This window comes from Bacillus sp. SIMBA_026 (genome assembly GCF_046535335.1).
Classification (GTDB): domain Bacteria; phylum Bacillota; class Bacilli; order Bacillales; family Bacillaceae; genus Bacillus; species Bacillus velezensis.
In genome coordinates this window covers 512381-525343 of sequence record NZ_JAWRWX010000001.1, presented here as the reverse complement: position 1 = coordinate 525343, position 12963 = coordinate 512381, and the positions used below count along the sequence as shown (strand labels likewise).

At 45.6% G+C, this 12963-nt stretch carries 13 protein-coding genes; 4 read left to right on the top strand and 9 right to left on the bottom strand.

Annotated features, from left to right (window positions below):
- Nucleotides 1-20 precede the first annotated feature (20 nt).
- From SB847_RS02900 to abhA, 3 genes are all read right to left on the bottom strand, one after another.
- Nucleotides 21-848: a gamma-glutamylcyclotransferase family protein gene (locus tag SB847_RS02900; RefSeq protein WP_015239773.1), complete on the bottom strand. Its 828-nt coding sequence runs from the start codon at nt 846-848 to the stop codon at nt 21-23.
- A gap of 1 nt (nt 849) precedes the next feature.
- Nucleotides 850-2154, bottom strand: coding sequence for an ATP-binding protein (locus tag SB847_RS02895; protein ID WP_410562492.1), 1305 nt, complete (start codon nt 2152-2154; stop codon nt 850-852).
- 172 nt (nt 2155-2326) lie between these two features.
- Nucleotides 2327-2611, bottom strand: coding sequence for a transcriptional regulator AbhA (gene abhA, locus SB847_RS02890; protein WP_003154557.1), 285 nt, complete (start codon nt 2609-2611; stop codon nt 2327-2329).
- A 271-nt stretch (nt 2612-2882) separates the two neighbouring features.
- Between abhA and mreBH the strand changes: the two genes are divergently transcribed.
- From mreBH to SB847_RS02875, 3 genes are all read left to right on the top strand, one after another.
- Nucleotides 2883-3890 carry a cell shape-determining protein MreBH gene (gene mreBH, locus SB847_RS02885; protein ID WP_032875216.1) on the top strand — a complete coding sequence of 336 codons (1008 nt, stop codon included), beginning with the start codon at nt 2883-2885 and terminating at the stop codon, nt 3888-3890.
- Nucleotides 3891-3961: 71 nt separating this feature from the next.
- Nucleotides 3962-4096: a protein YkpC gene (locus tag SB847_RS02880; RefSeq protein ID WP_003154559.1), complete on the top strand. Its 135-nt coding sequence runs from the start codon at nt 3962-3964 to the stop codon at nt 4094-4096.
- A gap of 100 nt (nt 4097-4196) precedes the next feature.
- A complete protein-coding gene (locus tag SB847_RS02875; protein ID WP_007409644.1) occupies nt 4197-5429 on the top strand; it encodes an aminopeptidase in 1233 nt (410 codons plus the stop codon).
- A gap of 29 nt (nt 5430-5458) precedes the next feature.
- Here SB847_RS02875 and SB847_RS02870 read toward each other — a convergent pair whose 3' ends face one another.
- On the bottom strand, nt 5459-6367 hold the full coding sequence (locus SB847_RS02870; protein ID WP_410562498.1) for a ketopantoate reductase family protein: 909 nt from the start codon (nt 6365-6367) through the stop codon (nt 5459-5461).
- 112 nt (nt 6368-6479) lie between these two features.
- Nucleotides 6480-8099, bottom strand: coding sequence for an ABC-F family ATP-binding cassette domain-containing protein (locus tag SB847_RS02865; protein ID WP_007611134.1), 1620 nt, complete (start codon nt 8097-8099; stop codon nt 6480-6482).
- Between the two features lie 161 nt (nt 8100-8260).
- Between SB847_RS02865 and SB847_RS02860 the strand changes: the two genes are divergently transcribed.
- Nucleotides 8261-8530, top strand: a complete 270-nt coding sequence (locus SB847_RS02860; protein ID WP_021493749.1) for a hypothetical protein — start codon at nt 8261-8263, stop codon at nt 8528-8530.
- A 37-nt stretch (nt 8531-8567) separates the two neighbouring features.
- Here SB847_RS02860 and sipT read toward each other — a convergent pair whose 3' ends face one another.
- From sipT to SB847_RS02840, 4 genes are all read right to left on the bottom strand, one after another.
- Complete coding sequence (sipT, locus tag SB847_RS02855) at nt 8568-9149, bottom strand: signal peptidase I sipT (RefSeq protein WP_003154568.1); 582 nt, start codon at nt 9147-9149, stop codon at nt 8568-8570.
- Between the two features lie 130 nt (nt 9150-9279).
- Nucleotides 9280-11184 (bottom strand): PTS fructose transporter subunit IIABC, encoded by a 1905-nt coding sequence (locus tag SB847_RS02850; RefSeq protein ID WP_410562501.1) that lies wholly within the window; start codon nt 11182-11184, stop codon nt 9280-9282.
- 14 nt (nt 11185-11198) lie between these two features.
- A complete protein-coding gene (gene pfkB, locus SB847_RS02845; protein ID WP_045207294.1) occupies nt 11199-12110 on the bottom strand; it encodes a 1-phosphofructokinase in 912 nt (303 codons plus the stop codon).
- A complete protein-coding gene (locus SB847_RS02840; RefSeq protein ID WP_007611128.1) occupies nt 12107-12862 on the bottom strand; it encodes a DeoR/GlpR family DNA-binding transcription regulator in 756 nt (251 codons plus the stop codon). The genes pfkB and SB847_RS02840 overlap by 4 nt, the downstream gene beginning before the upstream one ends.
- Between the last annotated feature and the right edge of the window lie 101 nt (nt 12863-12963).

The following is a 12963-nucleotide window of genomic DNA, read 5'->3' as shown; positions in this document are numbered from 1 at the left end:
TATCTCTAATAGGAATAGTATCACATTTTCGGCAATGAGTTCATATAGCGTTTAAGCTTTTCTGAAAAGGCGGGCGATAAATACAAGTCCGCTCCGCGTTCGATTTCTTCCTGATAGTGGCCCGGAGGCGCAATTTCCTCAGCTTTATCAAGAACGAGAAACGTCAGGACGCCTCTGTATACACGGCCGCCGGCACACACTTCTATGAACGCGGGACGGTATGTGTGGTTATCAACACCTTCTCTTTTGTACAGATAGGTTGCCGCTTCAAACGGGAGCTTGTACAGCACGCCTTCAGTTCGTCCCCCATCTTCAACAAGATCGGCTCTGGAACCATCAGGACGCCTTAACGTGAATCTCGTCGAATACCCTTCAACAACCGCCCCTCCGACCGGCTCGGCAAAAAAGTGATCGACCCCCGCCTGTTTAAACCGGGCATTGTCCATACAGGAACCGTATGCGAAATAATAAACCGGACTGTCATCCTCCCGTTTCATAAAACGGTATTCTTTCCAGTCTCCGCTTTTGATACGGCTGAATGAGGCACACTGGTCGGGCTTTACGACATATGCGAAGGCGGTTTTATTCCCGGCATCCGTCGTCACGGCAACCTCTTTCCGGTCAAAATCAGCATAATACGCATCCAGCTTACGGATCATCTGATGATCTGTTTCATACAATTCCCCGTACACAAAAGCTGTTTCTGCTAAAGACGCCGCAGGCTGACCTTTATCCGTTTCGTACAGCACGCCGTTTATCGCAGCCTGCTCGCACACACACGGAGCGCCCTTCAGCAGTTCATGATTTTCTTCACGCTTCCGTAACAAACCGTATACAAAAAGAAGCAAGTTATTTTTCCTCCTTTTGGACAGCAGCCGCTTCTAACGGCAGAATCACCTGAAACGTACTGCCTTCTCCATTTTTGCTCTTAATGTTAAGTTTACCATTATGCTCCTTCAGAATTCGTAAACAAATCGGAAGACCGAGACCCGTTCCCTGATCTTTTGTTGAGAAAAACGGTTTCCCGATGTTTTCAAGCTTTTCTTTCGACATGCCGTTTCCTTCATCCTGTATGCTGATCACCGCGTATTCTTCATCCCGTTTTGTATAAATATGAATATTCCCGCCGTCAGGCATCGCTTCAATTGCATTTTTAATAATATTGATAAATACCTGTTTCAGCTGGTTTTCGTCACCGTTGACCATACAGGACTCAGTCTGCCTGAAATCCTTCTCAATCACAGTGTTCGACAGCACCGCGTTCGTGTCAAGAAGCGTCGCCACCTGCCGCAAAATATGGTTGAGATGATGAGCGGTAAACGTCACGGTCTGCGGCTTGGCGAGCAGAAGCAGCTCCCCCAGCACGAGGTCAATTCTTTTAATCTCCGAAAAAATAATATCAAAATAATCCGTTCTTTCCGGATACTGGGCTTTCATCAGCTGGAGAAAGCCGCTGACTGACGTTAAAGGATTTCTTACTTCATGGGCGATTCCTGCCGCAAGCTCCCCGGCAATGGCCAGCTTTTGAGATTGCATGGCAAGGCGTTCGTTCGTTTCCAGAAGCTCGTCGACCGCTTTTTTCCGTTCACTGATATCAGACATCGTCCCCAGGCTTCCGACAAATTTATGTCTGCGGTCATAATACAGCTTATAATGGACTTCTCCCCAAAAGATCGAGCCGTCTCTTTTAATATATTTGGCCGTAAACATTCCTGACGGGGACTGCTGCTTGATTTGGGAGATAATATAATCAATGATATGTTTTTCTTTTATAAAATAATCATTATACATCGTGCCCATACATTCGCTGATGGAGTGGCCCGTAATCGCCGTCCAGGCCTGATTCAAATATGTAATATTCCCTTGTGCATCCGTCTGAAAAACGATTTCCTGCAGATTGTCCATGATCCGGTTTTTCTCATCTGAAAGCGCCTTTGCTTTCTGCTCGCTGTCCTTCAGCTCCGCCAGCAGTTGCTTTTTATTATCCACATAATAAGCCAGCAGCCAGACGCTGATTAATGTGACGGCGGTAAAGGTGATGTCAACGGGCCAGTTAATCGGATTCCGTTCAATCATATAAAATAAATAATCCCAAAACATAATAAAAATCATTGCCAAGATTAAGGAAATGATACGCGCTTGATATTTTCCCATAGTCCCACCTGCCGCTAGCATTTCTACATATATTGTAACATTGTTGACTGCATTATTGACTAAAAAATGATAACTATTCCCAATTAATTGAGCAGGTTCGCTTACTTTTCCCGTGAGTTTTTGCACAAGTTCATAATAAAAGGACGGAATGATGCTCCGCCCTTTTTGCTGATTATGATCTATCTTTTAACGCTTCCTCGATTTCCTCAAGCAGCATTTTCGCTCCTTCAGGACTTAAAATAATTTTGCCGTTGCCGTACTCCTGATTTTCGGGAGTAATTTCCCCCGTCATTAAGCAAATGCCGTGCGGCTTGTATTTTTTCAAGACAATTTTGTCTCCGTCAACGAAAAATTCAATACTATCTTTAATAGCGATATCCAATGCTCTTCTCAATTCAATCGGCATGACAATACGCCCGAGTTCGTCTACTTTTCTTACTACACCAATTGATTTCATAGAAATCCCCTACTTCCTTTAATGTCTCTTCTTTATGTCCAAGGAAAATCCTTCATAAACGTAGACGAAAGGAACGGAGCAAAAGTTTCTCAGCATCCGGAGCTGAATGTTTTTTTACAAAAAGAAAATCCTTTTGAAATATGGGATACAGACTTTCCCTCCTTTTTTACAAAAACATTTCATTCCCGCTGGAAACCCCCAAAAATCGTGTTTTTTCTCAGAAACTTTAAATGTAGAATCAATTAAATCAGGATAGGGATTGGGTGAAAACATGTTTCAATCAACTGAGATCGGAATCGACTTAGGAACCGCTAATATACTTGTTTACAGTAAAAATAAAGGAATTATTTTAAACGAGCCTTCCGTTGTCGCTGTAGATACAACAACGAAAGCGGTGCTTGCCATCGGAACGGATGCCAAAAGCATGATCGGAAAGACGCCGGGGAAAATCGTCGCCGTACGGCCGATGAAAGACGGTGTCATTGCTGATTATGATATGACAACTGACTTATTAAAACACATTATGAAAAAAGCCGGAAAAAAAATCGGAATGACCTTCCGCAAACCGAATGTCGTCGTCTGCACGCCTTCAGGCTCAACAGCCGTTGAACGCCGCGCCATCAGTGACGCTGTCAAAAACTGCGGAGCGAAAAACGTTCACTTGATTGAAGAACCCGTAGCCGCTGCAATCGGGGCCGATCTCCCTGTTGACGAGCCGGTCGCAAACGTCGTCGTAGATATCGGCGGCGGTACGACTGAAGTCGCCATCATCTCATTCGGGGGCGTCGTATCCTGCCATTCGATCAGAATCGGCGGCGACCAGCTTGATGAAGATATCGCCTCGTTTGTCAGAAAAAAATACAACCTGCTGATCGGGGAACGTACGGCAGAACAAGTGAAAATGGAAATCGGCTTTGCATTGATCGAACATGTGCCGGAAACGATGGAAATCCGCGGGCGTGACCTTGTAACCGGTCTGCCGAAGACAATCAGACTGCAGTCTAATGAAATTCAGCAGGCGATGCGTGAATCGCTCCTGCATATTCTTGAAGCGATCAGAGCGACACTTGAAGATTGTCCGCCGGAGCTCAGCGGTGATATCGTTGACCGCGGCGTCGTGTTAACCGGCGGAGGCTCCCTTTTAAACGGGATGAAAGAATGGCTGACAGATGAAATCGTCGTTCCCGTTCATTTGGCGGCAAATCCGCTTGAATCAGTGGCTATCGGCACGGGACGTTCATTAGACGTCATCGATAAGCTGCAAAAAGCAATTAAATAATAAGATTGTGCTTCTTTTTTCTCCAGCCGGCTCATATTGTGAGAACTGGAGAAACATTAAGGAGGAAGCATATGCTTAGAGATGTGGGAAGACGCGTAGCAGTAGCCGTCATTTTAAGCGGAATTATTTTGGGGGGTATGAGCATTTCACTGGCCAATATGCCCCATTCTCCGGCCGGCGGCGCCGTAAAACTGAATCACCCGTAAAGACGCAGCAAAAGCTGTGTCTTTTTCGTTTGTGCTCCTTTCTTTCCTTTATGAGGCGATATTTGATATGATGAGAAAAACCGATGAGGAGGAATGAACGATGAGTTCGTTTACTGAAAAGTTACATACATATGCTCAGCTGGCGGTAGAAGTCGGCGTCAATGTCCAAAAAGGACAGCATGTCGTAATCAATGCCTCAACTGATGTCCGGGAACTTGTCAGACTGCTTGCCAAACATTCTTATGAAAAAGGCGCAAAAAACGTCACCGTAAATTGGCAGGACGATGAACTGTCCAGATTAAAATACGAGATGGCACCTTTTGAAGCGTTTGAAGAGTATCCTGAATGGGAAGCAAAAGGCAAAGAAGAGCTCGCGAAAAAAGGGGCTGCGTTTATTTCTGTCGTCTCATCCGACCCCGACCTGTTAAAAGGCACTGACGGCAAACGGATTGCAGCGTTCCAAAAAGCCGCCGGAAAAGCATTGCATACATACAGACAATATATTCAATCAGATAAGGTCAGCTGGACGGTGATCGGAGCCGCTTCAACAGGCTGGGCGAAAAAAGTGTTCCCGGATCAGCCGGAAGAAACAGCCGTTCAGCTTTTATGGGAAGAAATTTTCAAAACGACCCGCGTAAATGAAGAAAACCCTGTGGAAGCATGGAAAAAACATGATCAAAACCTTCATGAAAAAGTGGAACACTTAAACAAAAAACATTACAGCGCCCTGCATTATCAGGCTGAAGGAACAGACTTAACCATTGAACTGCCGAAAAAACATGTATGGGCAGGCGCGGGAAGCGTGAATGAGAGCGGGCACGAATTCATGGCCAACATGCCGACAGAAGAGGTTTTCACCCTTCCGCAGCGTGACGGGGTGAACGGCACGGTTTCCAGCACGAAACCGCTGAGCTACGGCGGCAACATTATTGATAACTTCACTCTTACCTTTGAAAACGGCCGCATTGTCGATGTGAAAGCTGAAAAAGGCGAGGAGATTTTAAAAGGTATCGTCGAAACCGATGAAGGCTCACACTATCTTGGAGAAGTGGCCTTAGTGCCGTACGATTCACCGATTTCACAATCAAATATTTTATTTTACAACACACTGTACGATGAAAACGCCTCTAACCACTTGGCGATCGGCAGTGCGTATGCCTTTAATATTGAGGGCGGTAAACAAATGACACGGGAAGAGCTTGTCAAAGAGGGCTTAAATGAAAGCATTACACACGTAGATTTTATGGTCGGTTCCAAAGATATGAATATCGACGGCATTACGGCGGACGGCAAAAGAGAACCGATCTTCAGAAACGGAAACTGGGCATTTTAATAAAAAAAGGAGGCGCTTAGGCCTCCTTTTTATTTCGCTTCATACATTTGCAAGTTGGCGCAGACGGTTTCCAAAACAGGTGTATCAACTGACAAGCCTTTCGCTTTCTCAAGCAAAAATCCGTGTAAATGATCACCTTCCGTCACCCTGCCCTTTTCCATATCTCTCAGCATCGACGATTTCATATGGTAAGACATGCTTGTCAATGTGCGATAACTCTCTTCTTCCAGACCAGGATCTTTCGGGATGCCGGCAGCCTTGAAAATGGCTCCGATTTCAGCAAAGAGGCGCTTTGCCGTTTTGCGGCCGCCTTCTGTTTCTAAAATCGGTCCGACCGGCTGTTGAAACAGAGTGGTCACTCCCGCCTGCGCGGCAATAAACATATATTTTTTCCAAATGTCCTTTTCAATATCCCGGCTGATGATGACATCCGCTTTCACACCTGCAAATGCGTTTTCCAGCTCATTCATACGTTCCGTGCGTTCCCCGTTCCATTCACCGAAAACAAAGCGGTGGGCAGCGCTCGTATGAAGAATGTCCCCTTTGTCGTTAAGGGCGCTCTCAATAAAGCAGAGGCCGCCCAGCACCTGCCGTTTTGAAAAAGCTTCAAACAGCTGGTTATAGTGCCTGTATCCGTTTAAAAAAGGAATAATGACCGACGAAGGTTTGACAAACGGTTTGACATCCCGAATGACGTCCTGCAAAGAATACGCTTTTGAAGCGATGATAACCGCGTCAAATGCTCCTTCTTCGCCCGCCATCATTAATTTCGGCTTGATTGAAACATCACCTTTTGCACTTTTGACGGTCAAACCCGTTTTTTGTAATTGTTCCGCCCGTTTCTTGCGGACGAGAAACGTAACGTCATTTCCCTTTTCTGCAAGACGCGCGCCGATATATCCGCCCACTCCTCCAGCTCCGACAATTAAAAACTTCATGATGCATTCCTCCGTCTCTTTTCAAATATGTATTTCATTTATTGTAACGGGAAGTCAGAAGATTGAAAACTTTTTTCATAAATAAAAAAGCAGAGTCTCCCCTGCTTCTTTATTACGCGTATAGCTCTTCAAGCTTTTTCTGTACATCCGCGTTTTCAAGAAATTCGTCATAAGACATTTGTTTGTCAACAATGCCTTTAGGCGTTAATTCAATAATGCGGTTGGCAATTGTCTGTACAAACTGATGGTCATGAGATGAAAACAGCATAGCGCCTTTAAAGCTGATTAAGCCGTTGTTAAGCGCCGTAATGGATTCCAAATCTAAGTGGTTGGTCGGTTCATCCAGAATTAAGATATTCGCGCCGGAAAGCATCGCTTTTGAAAGCATGCAGCGCACTTTTTCTCCTCCGGAAAGGACGTTTGATTTTTTGTTGACTTCTTCTCCTGAGAACAGCATGCGTCCTAAGAAACCGCGCAGAAAGCTTTCACTTTGGTCATGCGGCGAGTATTGGCGGAGCCAGTCAACAAGGTTCGCATCGCTGCCGTCAAAGTATTCGCTGTTGTCTTTAGGGAAGTACGCCTGAGAAGTGGTCACGCCCCATTTAAATGTGCCGCTGTCTGCTTCCATTTCCCCGGAAATGATTTTAAACAATGTTGTAACGGCAAGTTCGTTGCGGCCCGTAAAAGCAATTTTATCTTCTCTGTTCATAATAAAGCTGACGTTATCAAGCACCTTAACCCCGTCAATCGTTTTTGTTAAGCCTTCAACCCGCAGCACGTCATTTCCGATCTCGCGTTCCGGCGTGAAATTGACATAAGGATAACGGCGTGATGACGGTTTGATATCATCAAGCGTGATTTTATCAAGGAGTTTCTTTCTTGATGTCGCCTGCTTTGATTTAGAGGCGTTGGCGCTGAATCTGGCCACGAACTCCTGAAGCTGTTTAATCTGCTCTTCTTTTTTCTTGTTGGCTTCCTGAGAAAGCTTTAAAGCAAGCTGGCTGGATTCATACCAGAAATCATAGTTGCCGACGTACACTTGAATTTTATTAAAATCAAGATCGGCGATGTGCGTGCACACTTTATTTAAAAAGTGACGGTCATGGGATACGACGATGACTGTGTTCTCAAAGTTGATTAAAAACTCTTCCAGCCACTGAATCGCTTTCAGATCCAAGTGGTTGGTCGGTTCATCAAGCAGCAGAACGTCCGGCTTGCCGAACAGCGCCTGTGCTAAAAGCACTTTCACCTTTTCTGAACCGCCTAAGTCCGCCATTTTCTTCGTATGCAGGTCTTCAGAGATGCCGAGACCCTTTAACAAAATAGCGGCTTCACTTTCAGCTTCCCATCCGTTTAATTCCGCAAACTCTCCTTCAAGCTCAGCGGCGCGGATGCCGTCTTCATCTGAAAAATCAGGCTTCATATAAATCGCGTCTTTTTCCTGCATGACTTCGTATAAACGTTTATGTCCCATAATGACGACTTTAAGCACTTCGAACTCTTCATATTCAAAGTGGTTCTGCTTCAGAATGGCAAGACGTTCGCCCGGGCTCATATGGACATCGCCGGTCTGCGGCTCCAGCTCACCGGATAAAATTTTCAAAAATGTTGATTTTCCGGCACCGTTTGCGCCTATTAATCCGTAGCAGTTGCCCGGCGTAAATTTAATATTGACATCTTCAAATAACTTGCGATCCGCAAAACGCAAGCTCACATTATTTACAGCAATCATTTAGAATCCTCCATCGTGTCTATCATCATTAAAAGTATACCATGAATAAAGGGGAAGAGAAATGTTTCCCTGCGAATATACGGGTTTGAAAGATGCAGGCGTCAAACCCGGAGCGCTGTGATACAATAGATATATATACATATTCATCACGGAGGAACAAGTTGAAGCTTTTAACACTCACAGAATACTGTCTTATGATTTTCTTCACCGGGGTTTTTCTGGCCGTCACAGGCTTTACGGCCCGTGACATCGGCTTGTACGTCGGAATCGCCCTCATTTATACGTTTTCGCATCTCTTTTCAAAACGGATGCTTGAAAAACGCGGCAAAGAGAAGAAGCAGGTGAACCTTTTTTTCAGCGTTCTGGCCATTGTCGGATCAGTGCTGGCCACGGTATTGTTCATCGCCGTCGCCGCCTCGTTTGCCAAATAAAAAACGCCTGCTGTCCAAATCGGGCAGCGCGGCGTTTTTATTTTGTCTGACGCATATCATGAAACGGGAAGAACACAAACTTCGAGGTGCCGACGATCCGGTTTTCGGCAATTAAACCGAGTCCGTTCCGGCTGTCCATTGAGTTCAGCCGATTGTCGCCCATGACGAAGTATTTGCCTTTCGGAACCTTTACGGGGCCAAAATCTCCCGTCAGGTTGACTCCCAGTTTTTTCGCTTCTTTTTTATTGCTCGCGAGGTACGGTTCTGCGATTTTTTTGCCGTTTATATAAAGCGTGTCATTTTTCATTTCCACCGTTTCTCCCGGTTTTCCGATGAGCCGCTTTACATAATGGACTTTCGACGTATCGCCGTTAATAATGACGATGTCCCCCCGCTCGATTTCTCCGATATAATTGACGCTTTTGTTGACAAACAGCCTTTCACCGTCATGTAATGTCGGGTACATTGATGATCCTTCCACTAAGTACGGTTCAAACAGGAAATGGCGGATTAACAGCGCAAGTGCAACCGCTATAATGATGGCCTTTCCCCATTCCCAATATGTATTGGATTTTCTTTTTACCGATTTTTCAGAAGTAGGTTTTTGTTCTTCAGTCAACGTGGTTCCTCCTAGACGATCACTGTTTCAGTTCATGTACCATCTTTACTTTATCATAACTCATCATAAAATACATAACGCTTCTATGCGCACATGATTGAAAAAAGCGCCCGTAAAGGACGCTTTTTGCTTATTTCTCTACTACCGGTTTTTTGACGATTCCCAAGATAACCGCCGTTATAATCGCTCCGATCACGATGCTCATTAAGTAAAGCAGCGGATGGTTCGTAATGAATGCAACGAATATTCCTCCGTGCGGTGCAGGAAGCGTTACCCGGAAAAACTCTGTCAACCCGCCCGCTACCGCAGAACCGACAACGGCTGCAGGGATGACGCGAAGCGGATCAGCCGCTGCAAACGGGATGGCGCCTTCTGTAACGAAAGCTGCTCCCATGAAGTAGCACGTAATACCGGCTTCACGGTCACGTTTAGAGAATTTGTGTTTAAAGAATGTTGTCGCCAGTGCGATTCCAAGCGGCGGAGCCATTCCGCCGGCCATGATGGCCGCATGCGGCGCATAGTTTCCGGCATCGATCATCGCAATTCCGAAAGTGAACGCCGCTTTATTGAGCGGGCCGCCCATGTCGATAGCCATCATACCGCCTAAAATAATCCCCATTAAGACAAGGTTTCCAGTTCCAAGGCTTTCAAGCCAATTTGTTAAGAAATTCATAAACGCTGCGACAGGTGTGTTAATGACAAACTGCATCAGGACACCGGTGATAAAAATACCGAGCAACGGATAAATCAATACAGGTTTTAATCCGTCAAGAGTCTGAGGAATAAAGACAAACAGCTTTTTCAAAAGGACTACGACATAACCAGCTAAGAATCCGGCAATCAGTCCGCCCAAGAATCCGGCATTCGCCTGCGTAGCCATAAATCCACCGACCATACCCGGCGCAAATCCCGGGCGGTCCGCAATACTCATTGCGATGAATCCGGCAAGAACGGCAACAATCAGTTTTAACGCATTATCGCTGCCGATAAAGTTCAGCGCTGCAGCAAACGTATTGTATGTCGGATCTTTCGGCTCAGCTGAATGAATTCCCCAGAAGAATGAAATCGCCACGAGGATTCCGCCGCCGACGACAAATGGCAGCATGTTGCTGACACCGCTCATTAAGTGTTTATAGAAAGTACTTCCGATACTTGTGCCTGATTTCTGTTTCGGGCCGTCTTCATCTGAAGCGGAAGATCCTCCGCCGCTGCCCTCGTAAATCGGCGCATCTTGGTTAACGGCTTTTTCAATCAGTTCCTGAGGACGTCTGATACCGGCCGTCACAGGCACTTGAAGAACATGTTTGCCTTTAAAGCGTTCCATTTCAACCTGTTTATCAGCCGCCACGATGATCGCAGGCGCGTCTTCAATTTCTTGAGCCGTCAGCTTATGTTTGATACCGCTTGAGCCGTTTGTCTCTACTTTAATGTCAACGCCGAGCTCTTTCGCTTTTTCCTTCAGTGCGTCAGCTGCCATGAACGTATGGGCGATACCTGTCGGACATGCCGTAACGGCAAGGATTTTGCCTTTTCCTGACGGCGCTGCCTGTTCTTCCTGCTCTTCTTCTTCCTCATCGTCATCTTTGTCATGCTGATTGATGATGTCAATGATCGCATCTTCTGATTCAGCTTCAAGAAGCTGTTTGCGGATTTCCTCACGCATAAGAAGCGTTGAAAGTCTTGATAATGCTTCAAGGTGCGTATTATTCGCTCCTTCGGTTGCCGCAATCATAAAGACCAGGTGTGCCGGCTGACCGTCTAATGATTCATAATCCACACCATCTTTTGAACGTCCGAATGCGATGGCCGGGTTAATGACGCTCGCCGTCTTCGCATGAGGAATGGCAATGCCTTCGCCGATTCCCGTTGAGCTTTGGCTTTCACGATTTAAAATGGCTGCTTTGTAAGCCTCTCTGTCATTTAATCTGCCGGCTTTGTCAAGCACTGTCACCATTTCATCGATAACGTTTTCTTTCTCTTTGCTTTCTATATTGAGATGAATTGTATCTCTTGTTAACAGCTCAGTTATCTTCACTTTTCTTTCCTCCTCTATAGACGTGTGACTTTAACTTCAGGAAGAAGCTGCTGTACAAACTCTTCAGTTCCGAGTTCTTCAGAAAATGCCGTCGCGCTTCCGGAAGCAACTCCTAAACGGAACGCATCTTCCAAAGGCAGCTGTTTTGAAATTCCCGCAAGGAATCCCGCGACGACGGAATCACCCGCGCCTACCGAATTGACAAGCTTTCCTTTAGGAACATTGGCGAGGAAAACCGCCTCTTTCGTAAATAAAAGCGCACCGTCGCCAGCCATCGAAACAATCGCGTGTTCAGCGCCTTGTTCAATCAATTTTTTACCGTAAGGAACGGCAGCTTCGGCTGAATCAATGACCGTATTGAACATTTCGCCAAGCTCATGATGATTCGGCTTCATCAAAAACGGTTTCATTTCTGTCGCTTTCATCAGCGCTTCACCGGAGATGTCCACGACTACCCGGGCATTCTGCTTTCTGCATGCCTCAGCAATTTTTTCATACGTGTTATGCGGCAGGGAAGAAGGAATGCTTCCCGCTAAAACGACGATGTCTCCCTCTTCCAGAGCGGAGAACTGTTCTAAAAAGGTATTGAACACTTCGTCTGAAATCGTCGGGCCCTGTCCGTTAATTTCCGTTTCATCGCCCGTTTTCAGTTTTACATTTATACGCGTGTCTTCATCCACCTCAGAAAAAGCCGTTTCCAGACCTTCCTGCTGCAAAAATGACGTAATATAATTTCCGGTAAATCCGCCGACAAACCCCAATGCTTTTGACGGTACATGGTGTCTTTTCAGTAATCTTGAAACGTTGATGCCTTTTCCGCCGGGATACTTCGTGTCATAGCTGGAACGGTTTAAACCGCCTACGGCAAAATCTTCAACGTGAACGATATAGTCAACAGACGGATTGAGGGTTACAGTGTAAATCATGGTTTCACTACCTTTACGACAGTTTTTTCTTGGTAATTATCGAATGCAAGTTCTTCAGCTTCAGTGGTAATGATAGCTGCATCGCCCAAGGCGGCGAACGCTGCGAAAGAAATTTCGCCGAATTTAGAAGGATCGGCTAAAACATACGCATTTTTCGCCTGTCTCACAGCCTTTGTCTTCAGAAGAGCCTCATCCGGATCGGGTGTTGTAAAACCGGCTTCAATGTGCACGCCGTTCACCCCGAGGAAGCTTTTGTCAAAACGGTACTGGCTGACCGCCGTTAATGAGGCGCCGCCGATCATTGCACCTGTTCTATGCTTCACATATCCTCCGAGAAGATAAAAGGGAATCCCTTTCCTTATTAAAGCGTCGATATGCATAACTCCGTTTGTGACAACCACAATGTCCTTTGTATGATCTATAAAATCAATCATATGCAATGTAGTTGTTCCCGCATCAAGATAAATACAGTCACCTTCTTCTAATAAAGATGCCGCTTCTTCTGCGATCTTCAGTTTATCTTGAAGGTTTTTGGAGGATTTTTCAAGCATATCGGGTTCTTGCCTGCTGTTGGAAAGTTTAGACGCCCCGCCGTGAACGCGCTTTAAAAATCCGCGCTCTTCGAGTGTTGATAAATCTCTTCTGATCGTTGATTCAGAAGCATTTGTCATGCTTATCAGCTCTTGAATCTTCACCACATCACGCTTTTCAATCTGATCAATAATCAGCTGATACCTTTCAGGAGTGAGCATATTCCGCCTCCTTTGGAAACGTATTCATTTCGGCTGCAAGATAATTGTAAACGCTTTTTTTACTTCTAGCAACTAAAATCACTCAAATTCATTCAATAACT

Bases quoted from the DNA above. Each gene is read 5' to 3' on its own strand.
- SB847_RS02875 (WP_007409644.1), top strand. From the start codon at position 4,197: ATGAGTTCGTTTACTGAAAAGTTACATACATATGCTCAGCTGGCGGTA.
- SB847_RS02895 (WP_410562492.1), bottom strand. From the start codon at position 2,154: ATGGGAAAATATCAAGCGCGTATCATTTCCTTAATCTTGGCAATGATT.
- abhA (WP_003154557.1), bottom strand. From the start codon at position 2,611: ATGAAATCAATTGGTGTAGTAAGAAAAGTAGACGAACTCGGGCGTATT.
- SB847_RS02870 (WP_410562498.1), bottom strand. From the start codon at position 6,367: ATGAAGTTTTTAATTGTCGGAGCTGGAGGAGTGGGCGGATATATCGGC.
- pfkB (WP_045207294.1), bottom strand. From the start codon at position 12,110: ATGATTTACACTGTAACCCTCAATCCGTCTGTTGACTATATCGTTCAC.
- mreBH (WP_032875216.1), top strand. From the start codon at position 2,883: ATGTTTCAATCAACTGAGATCGGAATCGACTTAGGAACCGCTAATATA.
- SB847_RS02880 (WP_003154559.1), top strand. From the start codon at position 3,962: ATGCTTAGAGATGTGGGAAGACGCGTAGCAGTAGCCGTCATTTTAAGC.
- SB847_RS02840 (WP_007611128.1), bottom strand. From the start codon at position 12,862: ATGCTCACTCCTGAAAGGTATCAGCTGATTATTGATCAGATTGAAAAG.
- SB847_RS02865 (WP_007611134.1), bottom strand. From the start codon at position 8,099: ATGATTGCTGTAAATAATGTGAGCTTGCGTTTTGCGGATCGCAAGTTA.